19 protein-coding genes and 1 pseudogene are annotated in these 20,216 nt (G+C 57.6%); 8 read left to right on the forward strand and 12 right to left on the reverse strand.

The annotated features are described in order from the left end of the window. Positions 1–95: 95 nt before the first annotated feature. Complete coding sequence (locus tag G6L01_RS03990; RefSeq protein ID WP_070167417.1) at positions 96–2,087, reverse strand: Ig-like domain-containing protein; 1,992 nt, start codon at positions 2,085–2,087, stop codon at positions 96–98. Between the two features lie 348 nt (positions 2,088–2,435). Here G6L01_RS03990 and G6L01_RS03995 point away from each other — a divergent pair, with 348 nt between their 5' ends. Continuing rightward, positions 2,436–3,056, forward strand: coding sequence for an LOG family protein (locus G6L01_RS03995; RefSeq protein WP_070167416.1), 621 nt, complete (start codon positions 2,436–2,438; stop codon positions 3,054–3,056). Here the strand turns inward: G6L01_RS03995 and rarD are convergent. From rarD to cysS, 11 genes and pseudogenes are all read right to left on the reverse strand, one after another. After that, a complete protein-coding gene (rarD, locus tag G6L01_RS04000; protein WP_070167415.1) occupies positions 3,045–3,968 on the reverse strand; it encodes an EamA family transporter RarD in 924 nt (307 codons plus the stop codon). The two genes, G6L01_RS03995 and rarD, sit on opposite strands and share 12 nt — an antisense overlap. 246 nt (positions 3,969–4,214) lie before the next feature. After that, positions 4,215–5,831, reverse strand: a complete 1,617-nt coding sequence (gene cimA, locus G6L01_RS04005; protein ID WP_070167414.1) for a citramalate synthase — start codon at positions 5,829–5,831, stop codon at positions 4,215–4,217. A 23-nt stretch (positions 5,832–5,854) separates the two neighbouring features. Next, on the reverse strand, positions 5,855–6,820 hold the full coding sequence (gene pip, locus G6L01_RS04010) for a prolyl aminopeptidase (protein ID WP_070167413.1): 966 nt from the start codon (positions 6,818–6,820) through the stop codon (positions 5,855–5,857). Next, positions 6,813–7,325 carry a GFA family protein gene (locus tag G6L01_RS04015; RefSeq protein ID WP_070167412.1) on the reverse strand — a complete coding sequence of 171 codons (513 nt, stop codon included), beginning with the start codon at positions 7,323–7,325 and terminating at the stop codon, positions 6,813–6,815. Before G6L01_RS04015 ends, pip begins: the two co-directional genes overlap by 8 nt. Further along, positions 7,322–7,789, reverse strand: coding sequence for a GFA family protein (locus tag G6L01_RS04020; RefSeq protein WP_070167411.1), 468 nt, complete (start codon positions 7,787–7,789; stop codon positions 7,322–7,324). Before G6L01_RS04020 ends, G6L01_RS04015 begins: the two co-directional genes overlap by 4 nt. After that, positions 7,786–8,274 (reverse strand): GFA family protein, encoded by a 489-nt coding sequence (locus G6L01_RS04025; protein ID WP_070167410.1) that lies wholly within the window; start codon positions 8,272–8,274, stop codon positions 7,786–7,788. The genes G6L01_RS04020 and G6L01_RS04025 overlap by 4 nt, the downstream gene beginning before the upstream one ends. Before the next feature lie 3 nt (positions 8,275–8,277). Then, positions 8,278–8,694: a type II toxin-antitoxin system VapC family toxin gene (locus G6L01_RS04030; protein ID WP_081344239.1), complete on the reverse strand. Its 417-nt coding sequence runs from the start codon at positions 8,692–8,694 to the stop codon at positions 8,278–8,280. Beyond that, positions 8,694–8,951: an antitoxin gene (locus G6L01_RS04035; RefSeq protein ID WP_070167408.1), complete on the reverse strand. Its 258-nt coding sequence runs from the start codon at positions 8,949–8,951 to the stop codon at positions 8,694–8,696. Before G6L01_RS04035 ends, G6L01_RS04030 begins: the two co-directional genes overlap by 1 nt. Positions 8,952–9,032: 81 nt before the next feature. Next, positions 9,033–9,425, reverse strand: a complete 393-nt coding sequence (locus G6L01_RS04040; protein ID WP_070167471.1) for a VOC family protein — start codon at positions 9,423–9,425, stop codon at positions 9,033–9,035. Between the two features lie 128 nt (positions 9,426–9,553). Further along, positions 9,554–9,703, reverse strand: a pseudogene (locus G6L01_RS04045) (cysteine--tRNA ligase); the annotation flags it as partial. Between the two features lie 32 nt (positions 9,704–9,735). Beyond that, positions 9,736–11,229: a cysteine--tRNA ligase gene (gene cysS / locus G6L01_RS04050; protein WP_070167406.1), complete on the reverse strand. Its 1,494-nt coding sequence runs from the start codon at positions 11,227–11,229 to the stop codon at positions 9,736–9,738. Positions 11,230–11,574: 345 nt separating this feature from the next. On the opposite strand from cysS, the gene G6L01_RS04055 reads away from it, so the two are divergent. The 7 genes from G6L01_RS04055 (at position 11,575) to G6L01_RS04085 (ending at position 20,198) form a co-directional block, all read left to right on the forward strand. After that, on the forward strand, positions 11,575–13,209 hold the full coding sequence (locus G6L01_RS04055; RefSeq protein WP_070167470.1) for a glycoside hydrolase family 28 protein: 1,635 nt from the start codon (positions 11,575–11,577) through the stop codon (positions 13,207–13,209). Between the two features lie 183 nt (positions 13,210–13,392). Continuing rightward, on the forward strand, positions 13,393–13,956 hold the full coding sequence (gene rfbC / locus G6L01_RS04060) for a dTDP-4-dehydrorhamnose 3,5-epimerase (RefSeq protein WP_070167405.1): 564 nt from the start codon (positions 13,393–13,395) through the stop codon (positions 13,954–13,956). Between the two features lie 69 nt (positions 13,957–14,025). Then, entirely contained in the window at positions 14,026–15,084 is a 1,059-nt protein-coding gene (gene rfbB, locus G6L01_RS04065; RefSeq protein WP_070167404.1) for a dTDP-glucose 4,6-dehydratase, read from the forward strand. Next, a complete protein-coding gene (gene rfbD / locus G6L01_RS04070; protein WP_070167403.1) occupies positions 15,081–15,986 on the forward strand; it encodes a dTDP-4-dehydrorhamnose reductase in 906 nt (301 codons plus the stop codon). The genes rfbB and rfbD overlap by 4 nt, the downstream gene beginning before the upstream one ends. 77 nt (positions 15,987–16,063) lie before the next feature. After that, positions 16,064–16,927 carry a glucose-1-phosphate thymidylyltransferase RfbA gene (gene rfbA, locus G6L01_RS04075; protein ID WP_070167402.1) on the forward strand — a complete coding sequence of 288 codons (864 nt, stop codon included), beginning with the start codon at positions 16,064–16,066 and terminating at the stop codon, positions 16,925–16,927. Between the two features lie 254 nt (positions 16,928–17,181). Further along, entirely contained in the window at positions 17,182–19,119 is a 1,938-nt protein-coding gene (locus G6L01_RS04080; RefSeq protein WP_070167401.1) for a glycosyltransferase family 2 protein, read from the forward strand. Continuing rightward, positions 19,116–20,198, forward strand: a complete 1,083-nt coding sequence (locus tag G6L01_RS04085) for a glycosyltransferase family protein (RefSeq protein ID WP_070167400.1) — start codon at positions 19,116–19,118, stop codon at positions 20,196–20,198. The genes G6L01_RS04080 and G6L01_RS04085 overlap by 4 nt, the downstream gene beginning before the upstream one ends. Positions 20,199–20,216 lie beyond the last annotated feature (18 nt).

The raw sequence follows: 20,216 nt of genomic DNA on the forward strand, positions 1-20,216 counted from the left end.
CCTGGGGCCGCCTTTGGTCGTCGCTGATATAGGCAATATGAGCGGGAGAGGCAAGGACTGGGCGGGTTCAGCCCATCCCTTGACGATGTTTCAGACTATCGCTTGTGCTCCCGCATCCATTTGCGATGGATTTTTTCGGCCTCGTCATCCGGCATGGACTGATCCGGCACAGTGAAGGTCTGGCCGGGCTCGATCAGGTCGGGATTGCTGATCTGTTCGGCATTGGCGACATAGATCGTCGTGTAGCGCACGCCCTGGCCATAGACCCGCCGAGAAATCTGCCAGAGCGTATCGCCCCGGCGGATGATCACCGCATTCTTGCTTTCGGTCAGTGGCGCCTGGCTCAGCACTGGCGGCGATGTTCCATCGGTTGGTGCAAGGGTCGGTGCCGGGTTTTGCGTCGCTGCTGCTTGCGCGGCAGCAATTTTGGCCGGCATCGGTTCCAACGCCGCATCGACAAGCGACTTGAGGGTCGGCAAGGCATTGGCCATCGCCGTGACCGAAGCCGTCGGCACTTGCTTGAGGACGACCAGAGCCTTGTCAGCCTGATCGGCCATCCGCGTCATGAAGGCGCTGGCGGTCTGGTCCGTGCTGGGGGTCGGGCGGAAATCTGCAACCGCCTTCAGGGCAAATTCCAGGGCCGAGCGTGATGCAGCCAGGCTTTCCAGCGTCGGTGTCTTGCCATCGGCAAACAGGTTGCTGAGCAGCGTGAAGGACTTGGCCAGCGTATCGCGCTGCCGGTCGAACAGGTTGCTATCGACGGTGGCCGGGCTGACGGTGCTGTTGGCGGTGCCGGGCTGGGCTTCCGGTGCGACAACCGCAACCTGATCGCCTTCTGGCCGGTTGAACGGCACGGACGCACGCAGCGTCACCTTGCCATTGGCGTCTTTCAGATCGACGCTGATGATATGCTGGCCGACGGAAAGCGCCATCTGGCCTTCGACCACGAAATGCCCCTTCTGATCGACATCCGCCGAGCCGATCTGCTTGCCATCGGCATAGGCTGTCACGGTGCGGGCCTTCTGGGCGTTGCCTGCCACGAAGATCTTGTCGCCTTCAAGCTCGACGGCGGTGATCTGCAAATCGGCAGCCGATAGCGATGGGCTGGACGCAGACCCTGGGGATGTCATGGGCGTAGAAGGCGTGGCTGCGGCGACACGGCCCTGTTTGTCGACGCCATTGATCTGTTCAGGAGCTTGTGGCTGGCCCTTATCCTGTTGCGTGGCTTGATCCTGCTGTGGGCCACTGATCAACCGGCTGGCTTCGCCGGGCTTGGTCACCATGGCCAGCACGTCACCGGATGGATCGGCCGGAACGGAAACCGTAGCCTGTTCCTCGGAGCCGATGGTCTTGCCTTCCTTGGTCGTGGCTTTCAAATCCAGAGAATGATCGCCGGGCGACAGGGGCTTGTCGAGCACGATGGCGAAGTCGCCGTTGGGAGAGGCGGTGGCACTGGCAATATTGTTGGAGCCGTCATGGACCTCGACCTTGGCGCCCGGTGCCGCGCTGCCGGCGATGACCGTCGAGCCGTCTTTTTCAACGCGTAGCACGTCAAAACGCGGCATGTCTGGATCGATAGCCACTTCCGGTTCGCCGCGCATGGCCCGGCCGATATTGGCGATCATGGCGGCGGCATCCTGCGGGGAGGCGGGCAGTTTGGCGATCAACTGCAAGGCATGGGCAGCCGAGGCCTTGGCCTTGGTGAGGCTGTCTACAAGCCCAGATTCGATCCCGGCGGGAAGGTCGGCATCCGATAGGGCTTTCAGCGCGGTCAATGCGGCAATGCGGGCTGTGGCGTAAAGTTCGGGTGCCGGGGTTTTCTGATCGGCAAACAGATTTTCCAAGGCGGCCACCGATTGCTCTGCGGCCTTGGTCAGACGCTGCATCTTGGCGGCGGCCTGGCCATCGGGGGCAGGCGTGGCTGAGGAGGGCCCTGACGCTTCGGGCGTCGTCGCCTGTTCTGCCGGGGCAGCAGGTGTTTCTGCCGTCTTCTTTGTGCCGCCAATTTGCGGAAGCACGAAAAACACCATCAATACTGTCGCAATGGCAAGCACGCCGAGAGCCAGCCAACCGGCACGGTTTTTCATAGTCCAACGTCTCCGGGCGGATTATTCCGCCATATCCCTTGAAACTGATAGAGCGCCATCGGGTATGAATACCCCATGAAGGACGCTCAAAAGTTTTGTCCCCACTGCATGACCCAGCTCAAAACCGCAGACCGGTGCGGTGCTACGGGCTTGGCGGTTCCATCGGATTTTCCAAAAATTGCGTCCCGCATTCTGGTCCGATCTCTTACATCCATTGGGATTTAAGAGTTTATGCAGTAACGTTTCCTTAATCGCTGCACAAGCGATGAACCCGGTTTGTTCATAGCCTTCCTGGAGTTTTCGTTAATTTTATTGACGTCAGCGGGCGGCGATGGCCATTCTAAACGTATGACAGAAAACCATTCTTCGATTCGATCCATCTGCGTTTACTGCGGCTCACGGCCCGGGCGCGATCCCGATTACATGGCTGCGGGCCGCACACTTGGCCACTCGATTGCCGCCCATGGCCTGCGCCTCGTCTATGGCGGCGGCACCAAGGGCATCATGGGTGCCGTTGCCAGCGGCGTGCTGGATGCGGGTGGCCAAGTGACGGGCATCATACCGGAATTCCTGGTCGATATGGAGGCCACACGCCATTCTCTCGGTCAGTTGAACGAATTGATCATCACCGAGGACATGCATCAGCGCAAGCACAAGATGTTCGAGCGCGCCGATGCTTTCGTGACCCTGCCGGGCGGTATCGGCACGCTGGAGGAAATCGTCGAGATCATGACCTGGGGCCAGCTTGGCCGCCATGAAAAGCCGATGGTCTTTGCCAATGTCAACGGTTTCTGGGATCCGATGCTGGAGTTGATCACCCATATGCGCCAGGAGGGCTTCGTCCATACCGGCCATAAGGTACAGCCGCTGGTGATTGACGAGATTGAGGCCATCGTGCCGACGATTGTCGATCGCTGGGATGAGCTCGGCCGCATCTCCGGCGATGCCGAGGTGTTGTCAAAGCTGTGATGGGCGCCGTTTCAGCATCGGTAAGGTATAGATGACCAGTGCTACCCAGATCAGCGGGAAGGCAATGGCCTTGGCGGTGCTGAATTCTTCGCGAAACAGGAAGACGGCGATCAGGAAAATCATCGTCGGGGCGATATATTGCATAATGCCGATGGTGGAGAGACGCAGCAGCTTGGCACCATTGGCGTAGAGGATCAGCGGCACGGCTGTGACCAACCCGCTTGAGGCCAGCAGCGTGGTATTGTTGAACATGCTGGCATCCGCCGCCCCCAGGAAATGCGACTGTCCGGTCACGCCGAGATAGATCAGGTAGGCCAGGGCAAACGGTGCAAGTAACAGCACTTCCAGCAGAAATCCCTGGTTGGGGCCAATCGGCAGCGTCTTGCGGAAAAACGCATAGAAGCCCCAGGAAAAAGTAAGGCTGAGGGCGATCAGCGGCAGGCGTCCGGCATCCACTGTCAGGATGACGACGGCGACCACCACCAAAGCCAGCGCCGCCATCTGCGCCGGCTTCAGTTTTTCCTTCAAAAGCACGGCACCAAGCAGAATGGAAAACAGCGGGTTGATGAAATAGCCAAGCGCCGTATCCAGCGCGTGGCCGGCGCCGATGGCCCAGACATAAATGCCCCAGTTGACGCTGATCAGGCAGGCGGTGATTGCTGCCATGCCGATCATTTTCGGATTGCGCAGCGCCCGCTTCAGATCATCGGTGCGCCGCAGCACCAGAAGAACAAGACCGGCGACCGGAATGGACCACAGCACCCGATGGGCGATCACTTCCATGGGCGGAATATGCGCCACGGCCTTCATGTAAAGAGGCAGAAACCCCCAGAGCAGATAGGCTGAAAGCGCAAAAAGAAAGCCGCGCAGGCTGTCGCGGTTCTCAGTCCCTGGCGCTGCAACCTCGGTCATGATGTTTCCGATCCCATTGCTGTTTTTCCTGCCGATACGCCTTCAGGGCGCTAACGGCAAATTCATTCCATTGAAGGATCGGTGAGTTTGGTGAATGCGACCCTGTTACAGCGCCGTGCGTTTTATAAAACGCACGGCGCTGTAACACTTTAAATCTGCTGCATAATTTTCTCCTGAAATCGAGTCCGATTTAAGGAATTATGCAGTAATGTTCGAAAACTGGAAAGCACATCAAGTGGTTTGGGCTTATTCCGCCGCGATCCGTCCCGCCAGTTCCCGGTTTTTCATTAGCTTGTAGACGATAGCGTCCATCAGCGCCTGGAAAGATGCATCGATGATGTTTTCCGAAACCCCTACCGTCCACCAGCGGGCGCCGCTGGCATCGGTGGATTCGATCAGAACGCGGGTGATGGCCTCGGTGCCGCCATTGAGGATACGGACCTTGTAGTCGGCCAGTTCCAGATCCTTTATTTCGCTTTGGAATTTGCCGAGATCCTTGCGCAGCGCAATATCGAGTGCATTGACCGGGCCGTCACCTTCGGCGACCGACATCACCGTCTGCCCATCGATCACCATCTTCACCACCGCTTCCGACACGGTTTTCAGGTTGCCATTGCTGTCGAAGCGGCGCTCGATCATCACCCGAAAGCTTTCGACGGCGAAAAACTCCGGCACGGTGCCGAGGGTGCGATGTGCCAAAAGTTCGAAACTGCCATCGGCGCCTTCATAGGCATAGCCGGAGGCTTCACGCTGCTTGACGATCTCGATCAGCCGGTCCAGCTTCGGATCGTCCTTGGCAACCATGATGCCACGCCGTTTCAACTCGTTGATAAAGTTGGCCTTTCCGCCCTGATCGGACACCATGACCTTGCGGAAATTGCCGACAAGGCCCGGCTCCACATGCTCATAGGTTTTCGGGTCCTTCAGCAGCGCCGAGGCATGGATACCAGCCTTGGTGGCAAAGGCCGAAGCACCGACATAGGGAGCCTGATGGTTGGGGGAGCGGTTCAAAAGCTCATCGAAGGCATGCGACAGCCGGGTCAATTCCACCAGCTTTTCGAGATCGATAGCCGTCTCGAACCGGTCGGCATAGGTTTTCTTCAGACAGAGCGTTGGAATGATGGTGGTCAGATCGGCATTGCCGCAGCGCTCGCCAATGCCGTTCAATGTGCCTTGAATCTGGCGCACACCGGCTTCTACGGCGGCCAGCGAATTGGCAACGGCCTGGCCGGTATCGTTATGGGCATGGATGCCCAGGGCTGCGCCGGGAACGCCTGACTCAATCAGGCTGGCGATGATGGTGCGGATTTCCGGCGGCTGGGTGCCGCCATTGGTATCGCACAGCACCACCCATCGCGCACCGGCGTCATAGGCGGTTTTGGCGCAGGCCACGGCATAATCGGCATTGGCCTTGTAGCCGTCAAAGAAGTGCTCGCAATCCACCAGCGCTTCCTTGCCTGCATCCACGACGGCCTTGACGCTGTCACGGATGGAGTCGAGGTTTTCCTCATTGGTGCAGCCAAGCGCCACTTTCACATGGTAATCCCAGCTTTTCGCCACCAGACAGATGGCGTCGCTTTTCGATTGCAAAAGCTGGCTCAGGCCCGGATCGTTGGAGGCGGAAATCCCGGCGCGTTTGGTCATGCCAAACGCCGTGAACCGGGCGCGACTGGTGCGTTTCTTTGAGAAAAATGCCGTGTCGGTCGGATTGGCACCGGGATAGCCACCCTCGACATAGTCCAGCCCGAAATCATCCAGCATGGCAGCAATGGCAATCTTGTCTTCCACGGAAAAATCGATGCCGGGTGTCTGCTGCCCATCGCGCAGCGTGGTATCGAACAGGGTGATTTTTTCGCGGCTCATGAGTGCCTCCCAAAGGCAAATTCTTATGTATTTTGGATTTTTCCGGCAAAACGGTCGGTAGCGCGGATCAATTGGTCGAGAATGCCGGGTTCGCTCATGGAATGACCCGCGGCCTCGACAATGTGCAGATCGGCATCCGGCCAGAGTTTGGACAATTCCCAAGCATAGCGCAGCGGGCAGGGCATGTCATAGCGCCCATGCACGATCACGCCCGGAATGCCTTTCAGCTTGTGGGCATCGCGCAGCAATTGCCCGTCTTCCATCCAGATCCGGTTCATGAAAAAATGGTTTTCCAGCCGGGCGAAGGCGATGGCGTAATGATCCTCGCCGAAATTTTCGATCTGCTGGAAATTAGGGATCAGTGAAATCGTCGCGCCTTCCCACTGGCTCCAGGCGCGGGCGCATTCGAGCTGTACGGCCTTGTCATCCCCGGTCAAACGGCGGTGATAGGCGGAAATCATGTCATGGCGCTCTTCGACTGGGATGGGCGCGATGAAATGCTCCCAACGGTCCGGGTACATCTCGGAGACGCCGAACTGATAATACCAGTCCAGCTCCGCCTTGGTCAGCGTATAGATGCCGCGCAGCACCAATTCACTGACCCGTTCGGGATGGGTCTGCGCATAGGTCAGCGCCAGCGTCGAGCCCCAGGAGCCGCCAAATACCAGCCATTGTTCAACGCCGATCATGTCACGCAAGCGCTCGATATCGGCCACCAGATGCCAGGTGGTATTGGCTTCCAGATGGGCATGCGGCGTGGACTTGCCGCAGCCGCGTTGATCGAACAGGATCACATCATACAGGGCGGGATCGAACACCCGTCTCTGGTTGGGATTGATACCGCCGCCCGGCCCGCCATGCAGAAACACCGCAGGCTTGGCACCCTTGGTGCCGACCCGCTCCCAATGGATGACGTGGCCATCGCCAACATCGAGATCGCCGGTCTCGAAAGGTTCGATCTCAGGATAAAAACTGCGCAGGTTAGTCATGGGGCGATCCCATATGCGTTGGCCACTCGCTCGTGTCATGGTCCGGATGCTGGTGGGTGGCGCCTGCCACTTTCGCCAGCCAGTTGGCATTGGCTTCGCTGGCCTCGACGGGCAAGGTGTCGAGGGCAGTAAACCATGGCATCTTGCTATCCAGATTGGCCTGTTCGACGGGCCTGACGCTGGCCGGATCATCCAGCGAGCCGAGCGTGATATTGATGAAATCCGCCTCGGGAATATCGAAAAACAGCGGCGTGCCGCAGGCGGCGCAAAAGCCGCGCCGCACCAGATCGGATGACTGAAACCACTGCGGGGTGCCGCGTGTCAGCTGAAACAGCTCACGATTGACCGAGCCGAGCGGCAGGAAATAATTGCCCGAAGCCTTCTGGCACATGCGGCAATGACAGATATGAGGATTGCCGATTGGCGGCTTGCTGCTCATCGACGGTTTCACGGTATAACGTACCGAGCCACATTGGCAGCCACCATGCAGGGTTTGAGCTTTCATGCCTCATCCTCCACTGGCCAGACTTGCGTGTCGAAATCCGGGTGCTGCCAGGATTCGATGGAGTCGAAAAATGCTTCATATTCCGGGCTGGTATAGACCGGCTTCTCAAACAATGTGTCGATCCAAGGCAGGCGCTTGTGGTGATTGACCTGAATGGCAGGCTCAAAGGCAGCGGGATTGTCAAAGGCACCGATGGCAATCTCTACCCCGGTGGGGTGCTGATAGGTTAGCGGCGTGCCGCATTTCTCGCAAAAGCCACGCTTGACCTTGGTAGATGAGCGGAAAAGCTTTGGCTGGCCGCGTGTCCAGGTCAGATGGGCCTGATCGGCGGTAACGAAAGCGCCAAAAAAGCCACCAAATTGTTTCTGGCACATACGGCAATGACAGATGGAAGGCCGTCCCAGCTTGGCCGCCTGAAACCGCACCGCGCCACATTGGCAGCCGCCGGAAAAAATCTCGCTCATGACTTTGCTCCGCTTTCGGTTGGCCAAGTGTCGGTATCGTGGTCGGGGTGCTGGTAGGAGACGAGGCCATCAAGGAATGGAAACTCATCAAGGTCTTCTTCTGTCGGATTGCCTGGCAATTCATGCAGGTGATCGACGAAGCCTATTTTCCCTTCTGTCCCGAACTGCTGCAACGGGGGTAGGGCGGCTGGATCGTCGAAAGCGCCTGCCGCAACCGCCATGCCATCCGGGGCCTCATAGGTCAGCGGCGTGCCGCAATCTGCGCAGAAGCCGCGCGACACCACATTGCTGGAACGGAACATCTTGCGCTCGCCCCGTGTCCACTGAAAATCGACCCCGCGCACCGAGACCAGCGGCGCATAATAGGCCCCGAACGCCTTCTGGCACATGCGGCAATGGCAGATCGATGAGTCTTTCAGCACGCCGTTGACACGAAAACGGATGGCGCCGCATTGGCAACCGCCGGTATGAACTGTTTCTGCCATGGCCTATTGTCCCTCATGTGTGGTTTCGAGCCAGTTTTCCAGTTTCAGCCCCGATACACGGGAAAATTCACGGCTATTGTTGGTGACGAGAACCATATCCAGCGACAGCGCATGGGCGGCGATGAACAGGTCGTTGGGGCCAATCATCTCGCCAGCCTTTGCCAGAGCATTGCGAATGCAGGTATAATGATGCGCGGCGTGTCCTTCGAAAGCTGCGATCTCAACATTGTTCAGAAATGTCTCAACACCCCGTCGCAATCGTTCCGACTCATGCTTTTGAATGCCAAAGTAAAGTTCGGAGACGACGATGGCGCTGAGATGCAGGTCCGCATAGCCTGTTTGTTTCCAGCGTTCCATGGCAGGCCCATCAGGATTTCGAACCATGTCGGAGACGATATTGGTATCCAACATAAATCCCATCACAGGATGACATCCTTCAAAGGAGGCAGTCCTTCATCCACATCGGGAAAATCCTCCTCTATTTTCCCCTGTTTCCTCAGAAAAGCGACCAGATTTTCCTTTTTCCGGGCATTGCCAACAGGCTCAATAATGATCCGGTCGCCTTCCTTGCGCATGATCACTTCATCGCCCGGAAACTCGAATTCCACGGGGATGCGAACGGCGCGATTGCGACCGTTCTTGAACACCCGCACATGTCTTTCTTGCTCACCGCTCATATGTGCCTCCATCACTGGCATAGGCCTTAGCATATGCCAAGCGTGTGTCCCATGCAAATCAACGCTTGACCTCCCTCGTGGTCACGCATCTTCCCTCGCGTGACAAACGGCCTCGATATTGTTGCCATCCAGATCAAACACAAAGGCCCCATAATAGTCTGGATGATAATGCGGGCGCAGGCCGGGTGGGCCGTTGTCTGTGCCACCAGCGGCGATTGCGGCTTGATAGAACGCATCCACCTCGGCGCGGCTGTTGGCCGTAAAGGCGATATGCTGATGGTTGCCAACGGGTGGCGTGCCCTCGTGTAACCAATAGACGGGCCTTTCGCGCCCGTATCCACCCATTTTCACGCCGTTGGAATATTCCGCTGGCACCATGTAGAGCAGTGACGCGCCAAGTGGCGCAAAGGCCGCATCATAGAAAGCCTTTGCACGCTCAAAATCGGCAACCTTGACATTCATGTGATCGATCATGGATGTCGCTCCCATACGGTCTCAAAGACATGCCAAAACCGTTTTTTGGCGTTTTGGCTTCGCCCCCCTCATCCGGCTGCCGCCACCTTCTCTCCGCTGGGGAGAAGAGAGCGAGAGCCGCAAGCCTTCTACCGTTTGATCTCCCAGGTGGTCACGCGCTCGCCGGTGTCCTTATCCTTGCCGTCCTTGAGCTGAATGCCCTTTGCCAAAAGATCGTCGCGGATTTTGTCGGCTTCTTCTTGATCACCACTTTTGAGCATCTCTAGGCGCACATCCACAATAGTTTGAACGGCTGCTGCAAGATCATTGCTCATCGCTTGACCTCCCACGTGGTTATGCGCTCACCTGTTTCCTTATCCTTGCCATCATTAAGTTGAATGCCGACGTCACCCAGAGATTTTCGGATTTCATCAGCTTCTTTAAAGAGTTTTTCCTTCAATAATTTTAGTCGTTTTTCTATAAGGTCGTCTAATATTGCAATTGGGATGATTTTTTCGACTGTGTCCGCATCTTCAACAGTAAAGGTAGGTGACGCATATTTTTTGAATCGGTCGCGCTTTATAGCGTTATCCAAATTATTAATATAAACGCTCGAATCTTTTATGAGCCCAAGGAATGCTAAGTTCCTCCCCATGGCTAGTCGGATTTTTTCATCTTTTTCCGCGTATCCGCTCAGCTCGTCTAAATGCATGAATAATTTATGAGTATCCAGGTCATCACTGATGTATCCGACCAATTCATCATCAGGCTCGGGAGTAATTTCTTTTGGAAGAAGAAGTGAGGTTCCTCTTTTCCATTTTTTTAGCCTACTTTCTGCCTCCTCAAGGCGAGAGACCGAGAAATCAATCGGCTGTCGATAATGCGTCATCAGCATCGCCAGACGCAGCACTTCGCCCGGCCATTTGCGGCCGCCGAAATTCTCTGTGTCTAGCAATTCGTTGATGGTGAAGAAGTTGCCATCCGATTTCGACATCTTGCGGCCTTCCACCTGCACGAAGCCATTGTGCATCCACACATTGGCCATCACGCTGGTGTCGTTGGCGCAGCAGGATTGGGCGATTTCGTTTTCGTGGTGGGGGAAGATCAGGTCCAGCCCGCCGCCGTGAATGTCGAAAACCTCGCCCAGATAACGCTTCGACATCGCCGAGCATTCGATATGCCAGCCGGGGCGGCCTCGGCCCCAGGGGCTGTCCCAGCCGGGTTCGTTACGGCTCGACAGTTTCCACAACACGAAATCGCCGGGATGCTTTTTATGGGCCTCGACAGCGATGCGTGCGCCTGCCTGTTGCTCATCCAGATTGCGCTTGGAAAGCTGGCCGTAAGCCGCCATGGACCGGGTATCGAACAGCACTTCGCCTTCCGCCACATAGGCATGGCCCTTGGCGATTAGCGTCTTGATGATGTCGATCATCTGCTGGATATTGTCGGTGGCGCGTGGCTCGATGGTCGGCGGCAAGTTACCCAGTGCCGCCACATCGGCGCGGAACTGGTCCGCCGTCTTTTGTGTCACCTTGGCAATGGCATCGTTGAGCGGCAGATCGGGAAAATCCCGGAGCGCCCGCGCGTTGATCTTGTCATCGACGTCGGTGATATTGCGGGCATAGGTGACGTGGTTTTCGCCGTAAATATGCCGCAGCAGCCGGTAGAGCACGTCAAACACGATAACGGGCCGGGCATTGCCGATATGGGCAAAATCATAAACTGTTGGACCGCAGACATACATGCGCACGTTTTCGGGGTCGATCGGGGTAAAATCGACCTTGCTGCGCGTCAGTGTGTTGTAAAGCTTGAGGCCCTCGGCCATGGCAGTCTCCAGACGTAATGATAACCGGCTGGACCGGAGCGTTTGTCATCTGGGACTTTTGCAAGAGACGAAAACGGCCGGGCCAGCGAATGCGCTAGCGAATAATGATCCAGCAGAGGATGCAGGTGCTCGTTTTCATGGCTGGCTTTATGACGCGGCCCCGGTTTTTGGTCAACGGATTTTTGCGCCGTCTGGACGGTCTCTGCCGCTTTTTACGCCGTGATGAAAAATTTTTGCGTTATCCCATCGACAAGCGCAGGATGCGGCCTTGATTTCGGGCCATTCACCGGTTTGAAGAGGGTGCGCTAACTGTTGTTTCGCATGCCGCCGCTGAAGGATAAGCCCATGCCCGGACCTGTTTTTGCCCGCCTGTTTCAACGGTCTGCCTTAGGTCGAATGCTCGGCGCGGTCGCCCTTTGCGCCCTGACGCCGGTTGCAGCCTGGGCGGCGGAGCCGGCTGTTGCCACCCAATGGGGGGCAGTCACCGTGCCGGAGGCTCCCTCCAGCCTCTGCGCGACATTGACGGCTGGCCTGACGGCTAAGGACGGTTCCCTCGATCCTGCCGATGCCGATGGCAAATCCCCCCATCCAGACCAGATGCGCTTGCAGGCTGCCATCGATGGCTGTGCGGGCGGTGCCGTCAAGCTCGTCCCCGGGGCTGAGGGGCAGGATGCGTTTTTGAGCGGACCCCTGAGCTTGAAGAGCGGCGTCGTGTTGTGGATCGACAAGGGCGTCACGCTGTTTGCCTCCCGCGATCCCAAGGATTACGACAGCGGTGCTGGCGATTGCGGTACGGCCAATAGCTCTTCCACCAAGACCTGCAAGCCGCTGATTATGGCCAAGGACACCAAAGGCAGCGGCATCGTTGGCGAGGGAAAGATCGATGGACGCGGCGGCTCGCTGCTGCTATCGGGCGACAATGCCGGTAAGCGGTCCTGGTGGGATGTGGCCTGGCAATCCAAGCAGGGATTGATCCAGCATGTGTTCCGGCTGGTGGAAATCGATGGCGGCGAGGATTTCACCCTGCACCGGATCACGCTATTGAACAGCCCGAATTTTCATGTGGTGAGCAATGGTGTGACGGGCCTGACCGCTTGGGGGATCAAGATCCTTAGCCCCAGTGCCGTCTATACCCGCCCGGATTATGCCTGCCCGCCGGAGACCACGCCAGACAAGCTGACGCCCGCCACTTGTTTCACGCCCGATACGGTCAAGAATACCGATGGTTTCGACCCGGGCCAGTCCTCGAAAGTCGTGCTTGCCTACAGCGCCATCAGCACCGGCGACGATCATGTGGCGATCAAGGCGGGCGGCGACAAACCGTCGACGCGCATGACCTTTGCCCATAACCGGTTCTATTACGGCCACGGGATGTCTGTCGGCTCCGAGACCGATGCGGGCGTGGACGGTATCCATGTCTATGATCTGGTGATGGACGGCCATGATAGTCCCAACGGCAATGGCCTGCGGATAAAGTCGGATACATCGCGCGGCGGCAAGGTCACGAATGTGCTGTATGAAGATGTCTGCATGCGCAATGTCGCCTTTCCGCTGGTATTCGATACCCGCTACTCGGACAAAACCGGCGACCGCATCCCGGATTTTTCCGGCATCACGGTGCGAAACCTGCGCTACACAGGCAGTACGACCGGCAGCGGTGGCCATGTGGTCCTGCGTGGCATCAGGGATGATGCGCATTATCAACCGCTTGGCCTTTTCCTGGATACTATTCAGTTCGACGGAGCCCAGCCGCTCCTGGTCGGCTCAGCCGATCCGGCGGCAAAAGATCCGCCGCTTAATGCGCATGTCACGCTAGGGCCTGGTCCTGTCAGTTTTTCCGACCTTCTGAAGGCAGACCCAGCGCGTCGGGTGAAAACTGTCAATCTCGTGGATACCAGTGAGGAAGATCCGGTTCCGCCGCTCGATTGCTCGTCGGCCTTCGTGCCGTTCTCGAGCTTTTTGGAGGGCGCGCCGTTTTGAACGGATCGTGTCGTAAAAAGACATAAATGGCAAACGCTTGCCTGCAATGGTGGCAGTTAGTAGCACGGACTGTCCGAATAACGTCATAATCTTCCGGTTAAGACGGTGGGCAGCTAGCATTTTACTTGCTCTGATGGATCGAGATTGTTAACTGCGCGAGGGGCTTAATTCAAAGGGACAAGAATGCAGTTTGAAGAAACGAAGCTGTCGGGCGTTTTTCTAATCACTCCAAAGCGGTTTGGGGATGCGCGCGGCTATTTCATGGAAACCTTCCGCGCCAGCCTGTTTGAAAGCGAAGTTGGATCTTTTACCTTCGTTCAGGACAACAAGTCGTTTTCGGCAGAGGTCGGCACAGTTCGCGGCCTGCATTTCCAGTTGAACCCGAGGGCGCAGGGCAAGCTCGTTTCTTGTGCGGCTGGCGCTTTGCTGGATGTCGCTGTCGACATTCGCCAGGGCTCGCCGACCTACGGTCAGATGGTGAAAGCCGAACTGACCGCCGAAAACGGCTGCCAGCTTTGGGTGCCGCCAGGTTTTGCCCATGGCTTCTGCACATTGCAGCCTAATACCGTGATCAGCTACAAGGTGACGGATTATTATAGCCCGGATCATGACCGGGGCCTGTTGTGGAACGATCCGGCGCTGGCAATCGACTGGCCGGTGACGGAAGACAACGCCATCCTGTCTGACAAGGACAAGAAGCAGCCGAAACTGAGCGAGCTTGAGACGAATTTCGTCTATCGGCCTTAAGCGCCTCTGCTTTTTGCCAATCTGCTTCATGCAAGTCAGCTCTATGAACGCTAGGGGATATCGAAAATCATGCGCGTACTTGTAACCGGCGGCGCCGGCTTTATCGGATCAGCCGTCGTGCGGCATCTGGTGCTTGAAAAAGGCTATGAGGTCCTGAATATCGACAAGCTGACCTATGCCGGTACCTTGACGTCACTGAAATCGGTCGATGCAAATCCGCTGTACCGGTTCCTTCAGGCCGATATCTGTGACGGCCAGGCGATTGCTTCGGCTTTTGCAAGCTTCAGGCCTGATCGTGTCATGCATCTGGCCGCTGAAAGCCATGTTGACCGCTCGATTACCGGCGCCAAGGATTTCGTCGAGACCAATGTGCTTGGCACGTTCACCATGCTGGAATGCGCTCGCGCCTATTGGCAGGGGCTGGAGGGTGCGAGCAAGGACGGTTTCCGCTTTCTGCATGTCTCGACCGACGAAGTCTATGGATCGCTGGGCGATGAGGGTCTGTTTACCGAAACCACCCCCTATGATCCAAGCTCTCCCTATTCAGCCTCGAAAGCGGCCTCCGACCATCTCGCCAAGGCATGGGCGCGCACCTATGGCCTGCCGGTGGTGGTGTCGAATTGCTCCAACAATTACGGCCCCTTCCATTTCCCGGAAAAGCTCATTCCGCTGATGATCATCAACGCCATGGAAGGCAAGCCTCTGCCGGTTTACGGCAATGGCGCCAATATCCGCGATTGGCTTTACGTCGAAGACCATGCAAGGGCGCTTGATATCATCGCCGAGCGTGGACAGATCGGCGAAACCTATAATGTCGGCGGACGCAATGAGCGACGCAATATTGACGTCGTTACCCGCGTCTGCGCGCTGATGGATGAACTGCATCCGTCAGGTGCGCCGCATGAGAAGCTGATCCAATATGTGACCGACCGTCCCGGACACGACGCGCGCTATGCCATCGACGCGACCCGGCTGGAAACTGAACTCGGCTGGAAGGCTCAGGAAAATTTCGAGACCGGCATCGAGAAAACTGTGAAATGGTATCTTGAAAACCGCTGGTGGTGGGAGCCGTTGCGCCAGGGCTATGATGGTAGCCGTCTTGGCCTGCTGAAAGCCGCAAGCAAATGAGCGGCGTGAAGCGCTATCTGGTAACGGGCTTGGCCGGACAGGTCGTGCAGTCGCTGCTTGAGAAAGCCAGTGATCGCAAGGATATCGACCTGGTCGCCCTGGGTCGGCCACAGCTTGATCTGGCCGATCCCTCGACGATTGACGCGGCTGTTCGTGCCGCTCAGCCCGACCTGATTATTTCGGCTGCCGCTTATACCGCAGTCGATCAGGCTGAAACCGACGAGGCCGCGGCCTTCACGGTCAATGGCGAAGGGCCGGGGGAATTGGCGCGGGTTGCCAAGGCGCTGGATATCCCGATCATCCATATCTCGACCGATTATGTCTTCGATGGCAGCAAGGCTTCGCCCTATAACGAGGCCGATCCGGTTGCGCCGCTTGGCGTATACGGCCGCAGCAAGCTGGAAGGCGAGCGCCGTGTGGCGGCGGAAACCGACAACCACGCGATCCTGCGCACGGCCTGGGTCTACAGCCCGTTCGGCAAGAATTTTCTGCTGACCATGTTGCGGCTGGCCGAAACCCGCGATGAACTGGGCGTGGTTGCCGACCAGATCGGCAATCCGACCTCGGCGCTTGATATTGCCGATGCGGTGTTGAAAGTTGCCGAAAACCTGCTGTCGTCCAAGGATGCCGATCTGCGCGGCACGTTCCATATGACGGGATCAGGAGAGGCGAGCTGGGCGGAGTTTGCAGCTGAAATTTTCAGGCTGTCTGCTGACCAAAACGGCCCTTCGGCCAAAGTCAATCCGATCCCGGCCAGCGCCTACCCGACGCCTGCCAAACGGCCTGCGAACTCCCGGCTGGATTGCGCCAAACTGGCCAGGGTTCATGCTATCGATATCCCCGATTGGCGCGTATCGACGCAACTGGTCATCGACCGGTTACGGCGGCCAGCGGCAGTTTAGAGTTTGTCCGGGCAACGATGATCGCCAGCTTTCCTCAAAAGACAACGAACACAAATGACGTGTCAGGAGTTTTATAAATGAAGGGTATCATTCTAGCCGGAGGCAGCGGCACCCGCCTGCATCCCATGACGCTAGTCACCTCCAAGCAGCTCATGCCTGTCTATGACAAGCCGATGATCTATTACCCACTCTCGACACTGATGCTGGCCGGGATTCGCGATATCCTGATCATTTCGACACCGAAGGATCTGCCGAACTTTCAAAGCCTGCTGGGTGATGGGTCGAAATGGGGGATTTCGCTGACCTATGCCGAGCAGCCGTCACCGGATGGCCTGGCGCAGGCCTATATTATCGGCGCGGATTTCGTCGGTTCCAACCCGTCCTGCCTCATTCTGGGGGACAATATCTTCTACGGTCACGGCATCAACGACCTGTTCAGAAGTGCTGTGGCCCGCAATGACGGGGCAACCGTATTTGCCTATCACGTCAACGATCCGGAACGCTATGGCGTGGTGGAATTCGACAAGGACATGAAGGCGGTTTCGATCGAGGAAAAGCCTCAGGTGCCGCGCTCGAGCTGGGCCGTGACCGGGCTTTACTTCTACGACAAGGATGTCGTGGATATCGCCGCGAACCTCAAGCCATCGGCACGCGGCGAGCTTGAAATCACCGACGTCAACCGGGTCTATCTCGAGCGGGGCCGTCTTAGCGTTGAAAAGATGAGCCGTGGTTATGCATGGCTGGATACCGGCACGCCCGACAGTCTGCTCGACGCCTCGGAATTCGTCGCCACGCTGGAACGCCGTCAGGGGTTCAAGATTTCCTGCCCGGAAGAGATCGCCTATCGGCTCGGTTTCATCGACGCCCAACAGCTGGAGATACTCGGCCTGCAATATGGCAAGAGCGCTTATGGGCAATATCTGCTGAAAAAAGTGCGCTGACGCTTTTAAACCGGACGCGTATCTGCAATACAGCGCCACGCACCTGAGAGGGTGTGGCGCTGTAATAGTTTATATATGCTGCATAAATTTTTTCCTCAAGTCGACTTAGATTTAAGGTTTATGCGGTGAAATGCGGGTAGAGGTCTCGTTGCGGTCGGTGTTTGCGTTTCAAAAGTGAGGCCCGGTGAAATATTGTGTCGGCTGTGGAGCGCATCCAATGGTCTTATCGGTGGTGTGATGCGTTGAAGACCAGTGTGCTCGATAGACAGGATTCGGCCGGGCTGGCGCAGGTATGCGCCGCGCAGGGTCCTGCTGCACGCCATCTGGCCGATAAGCCGGTGATGATCTCAGTTGATGATCCCGACGGTTACCTTGGACCGTCGCCGCGCCTCTTGCTTCATCGTCCGGGTCGGGTTCCTGCCATTCTCAAACGGTCGTTGATCGTCAAAAATGCCGGACGCTTCCTGGGGTGGATGCCTGATGATCTGGACGCGATCACACTGGTTGGCACGGTCATGGCCATACCGGCAAAGGATGGGGCCGTTGCGGGACGGAAACCCACCGTCACGATCCGCACGCTGTCCATCGCCGAAGCTGTTTTACGGGTGCTGATACGATGGCCCCGTGCCGGTCATACATTGCTCCGCTTGTTGGCGGCGCGAAACGTCAAAGGGGCGACGTCCCGGTTTCTCCGGCATTTCGAGGCCTTGTCGTCACCCTGCTATCAGGATTGGCTTCGGTTACGCGAAGATGTGGACAGGCCACCACCTATCGCCGGCAGTTTGGCACCCCTTGTTTTGGTCAGTGTCATCGGAGCGGGTGAGGGGCGGACCGTCACCCGCAAAAGCCTTGAGCGGCAGACTTATCGCCAAGTTGAATTTGTGGATCTGGAAGACCTGCCCGGCGGCCTGGCGAACCGTGCGGAGCAGAAGGATCTGTTCTGGCTGCTGGTGCCAGCGGGCGTTACCTTGTCGCCATTGGCTTTGCAATGGATGGCCGACTGCCTGATCCATCATCCGCAGGCCGCAGGGGTCTATTGCGACGAGGACCAGATTACCCGCAAGGGCGGACCAGCTGTGCCGTTGTTCAAACCCGCCTGGAACCTGCCCCTGGTGCAAACCGGCTGGCTGCCGATGGACTGTGTTCTCTTGCGTCCTAGCTGTCTGCCGAACACCGTGGACCTGACCAATTTCGATGCGAACCAACTCGTTATCCAGGCAGCAGCAGCGGGGGACATTCTTCATCTTCCCCGCGTTCTGGTTCACCGGTCCTCTCCACGACCGGTTCTCACGCCAACGCGGCCTCTGCTTCAACCGCGCAGCTTTCGTCCCCCTGTCACCGTGATCATTCCGACCCGGGACCGGGCGGATCTTCTCTCCGCCTGTCTCGACGGACTGCTGGGCCACACCGATCACGGGGAATTGGACATTATCGTCATCGACAATGACAGCAAGGAGGATGCGACGCGCATTCTTCTCGACAGAATCGAGGCGGAGGGTCATGTGCGGCGCTTGCCGATGCCCGGCACTTTCAATTTCTCCAGAGCCTGCAATCTCGGCGTCGATCAGGCCCGGCATGAACGGATACTGCTGCTCAACAACGATGTCGAGCCGCTGGAGCGCGACTGGCTGGGTGAGATGAACGCCGAGCTGAACGATCCTCAGGTCGGCGCGGTCGGCGCCCTGTTGCTCTATCCTGACGGTTTTGTGCAACATGCCGGTGTCACGCTGGGGGCGGGGTCCATCGCCCGCCATAGCTTCCATTTTCATGACCCTGACGGTGGCGAGGATCACGGACTGCTTACGCAGCGCCGCCATGTTTCCGCCGTCACGGCGGCCTGCCTCTTGACCCGAAAGAGCCATTGGTTGCAGGTGGGCGGTATGGATGAAGCGAATTTACCCGTTGCCTTTAATGACGTCGATTACTGTTTGAAGCTCCGCCGTACCGGTCTCAATATCATCTGGACGCCTCATGCACGCCTTGTTCATCGTGAATCCGTATCCCGTGGCCGTGACGATACCGTCGAAAAGCGGTTGCGCCTTGCCGGAGAGGAGAAGGTGATGTTCGAACGCTGGGCCGACGTGATCGACAATGATCCCTGCTACAATCCGAACTGCTCGCTGAGCGCTGGTGATTTCGTACTGGAAGCTGCGCCGCGCGACCTGTCGGCAAGGAGTGGCCGCATCCGATGAAAAAACGGTGGTACTGGCCGGTTCTGGAACAGGTTTTGCCGCGACCCCGGCTGCGGGAACAAGCGGATGGAAAGCCTCGCCGTCCAGTCAAGTCGGTTCTGGTCTTCGGTCGCGTTCCAAACCCCACTTTCGACTATTATCTGCCCGTCCGGTTGAGTGCAGAGGGCATGCCTCCTTATCAGGTTCACGATATCAGAAAGCTTGACGGGGGCGCACTCGACCCCGACGGCGCATTTGTGGTGATCTGTCGCTATGCCTCACGGCCCTTGCTGCGCTGGATCGAAACCCATGCCGACAAGCTCGCCGGCGTCGGTCTGCTGTTGGATGACGACATCAATGCTGTGATCTCCAGCCGCGACGCCGATATCGCCTATAGCCTGTTTCTATGGTTTCGGGCGCTCTATCCGCTGCGGCGTCTGAACCGCCATCTCGACATTCTCTGGCTGTCTACGCCGCAATTGTTCCAGGCGATTGGTGAACCGAAGGCCCGTATCCTGCCGCCAGCTCCTCCCATCAGCCTTTGGGAGCGCCGGTTGCACGCCAATGGTAGAGCGGATGACGCAGCCAGCCAGGACAAGGTGGTGGTTGCCTATCACGCCACGGGGGTGCATGTGGCGGAACATCATTTTCTGAAACCGGTCATCCGGACCGTGCTGGAACAGCGCCCCCAGGCGGTGTTTGAAGTGTTTGCGGGCAAGAAGGCGCGCGCGATCTGGAAAGACATGAACCGCGTAACGGTGAAGGCGCCAGTGTCCTGGCCACAATATCTGGTTTACGCGGGAAGGGCGCAGGTCGATATTATGCTGGTGCCCTTGGCGCCGTCCGAGGCCAATGACAGCCGCGCCTGCACCAAATTCATCGATGTCGCCCGGCTGGGAGCAGCAGGGCTATTTTCGGAAGGCCTGGCCTATGGCGCCGAGGCTGATGATGCGCAACCTCGATTGCCCTACGATCAGTCGGCCTGGATCGCCGAAATTATCCGCCTGATCGATAATCCCGAGGAAAGAGCCGAGGGAGCCGAGCGGATTCGCAGCAAAGTTGCCCTGATGGGTACGACTTTCGAGCCGCTATTACCGTAAAAATCTACTTTAATATTT

The sequence above is a fragment of the Agrobacterium vitis genome, from assembly GCF_013337045.2.
Taxonomy (GTDB): Bacteria; Pseudomonadota; Alphaproteobacteria; order Rhizobiales; family Rhizobiaceae; genus Allorhizobium; species Allorhizobium vitis_B.

Coding starts and splice junctions, on each gene's coding strand:
- rfbD (WP_070167403.1), top strand. CDS start 15,081: ATGAGCGGCGTGAAGCGCTATCTGGTAACGGGCTTGGCCGGACAGGTC.
- cimA (WP_070167414.1), bottom strand. CDS start 5,831: ATGAGCCGCGAAAAAATCACCCTGTTCGATACCACGCTGCGCGATGGG.
- rarD (WP_070167415.1), bottom strand. CDS start 3,968: ATGACCGAGGTTGCAGCGCCAGGGACTGAGAACCGCGACAGCCTGCGC.
- G6L01_RS04085 (WP_070167400.1), top strand. CDS start 19,116: ATGAAAAAACGGTGGTACTGGCCGGTTCTGGAACAGGTTTTGCCGCGA.
- G6L01_RS04035 (WP_070167408.1), bottom strand. CDS start 8,951: ATGAGCGGTGAGCAAGAAAGACATGTGCGGGTGTTCAAGAACGGTCGC.
- rfbA (WP_070167402.1), top strand. CDS start 16,064: ATGAAGGGTATCATTCTAGCCGGAGGCAGCGGCACCCGCCTGCATCCC.
- G6L01_RS04020 (WP_070167411.1), bottom strand. CDS start 7,789: ATGAGCGAGATTTTTTCCGGCGGCTGCCAATGTGGCGCGGTGCGGTTT.
- pip (WP_070167413.1), bottom strand. CDS start 6,820: ATGACTAACCTGCGCAGTTTTTATCCTGAGATCGAACCTTTCGAGACC.
- G6L01_RS03990 (WP_070167417.1), bottom strand. CDS start 2,087: ATGAAAAACCGTGCCGGTTGGCTGGCTCTCGGCGTGCTTGCCATTGCG.
- cysS (WP_070167406.1), bottom strand. CDS start 11,229: ATGGCCGAGGGCCTCAAGCTTTACAACACACTGACGCGCAGCAAGGTC.
- G6L01_RS03995 (WP_070167416.1), top strand. CDS start 2,436: ATGACAGAAAACCATTCTTCGATTCGATCCATCTGCGTTTACTGCGGC.
- G6L01_RS04015 (WP_070167412.1), bottom strand. CDS start 7,325: ATGAAAGCTCAAACCCTGCATGGTGGCTGCCAATGTGGCTCGGTACGT.
- G6L01_RS04030 (WP_081344239.1), bottom strand. CDS start 8,694: ATGGGATTTATGTTGGATACCAATATCGTCTCCGACATGGTTCGAAAT.
- rfbB (WP_070167404.1), top strand. CDS start 14,026: ATGCGCGTACTTGTAACCGGCGGCGCCGGCTTTATCGGATCAGCCGTC.
- G6L01_RS04040 (WP_070167471.1), bottom strand. CDS start 9,425: ATGATCGATCACATGAATGTCAAGGTTGCCGATTTTGAGCGTGCAAAG.
- G6L01_RS04055 (WP_070167470.1), top strand. CDS start 11,575: ATGCCCGGACCTGTTTTTGCCCGCCTGTTTCAACGGTCTGCCTTAGGT.
- G6L01_RS04025 (WP_070167410.1), bottom strand. CDS start 8,274: ATGGCAGAAACAGTTCATACCGGCGGTTGCCAATGCGGCGCCATCCGT.
- rfbC (WP_070167405.1), top strand. CDS start 13,393: ATGCAGTTTGAAGAAACGAAGCTGTCGGGCGTTTTTCTAATCACTCCA.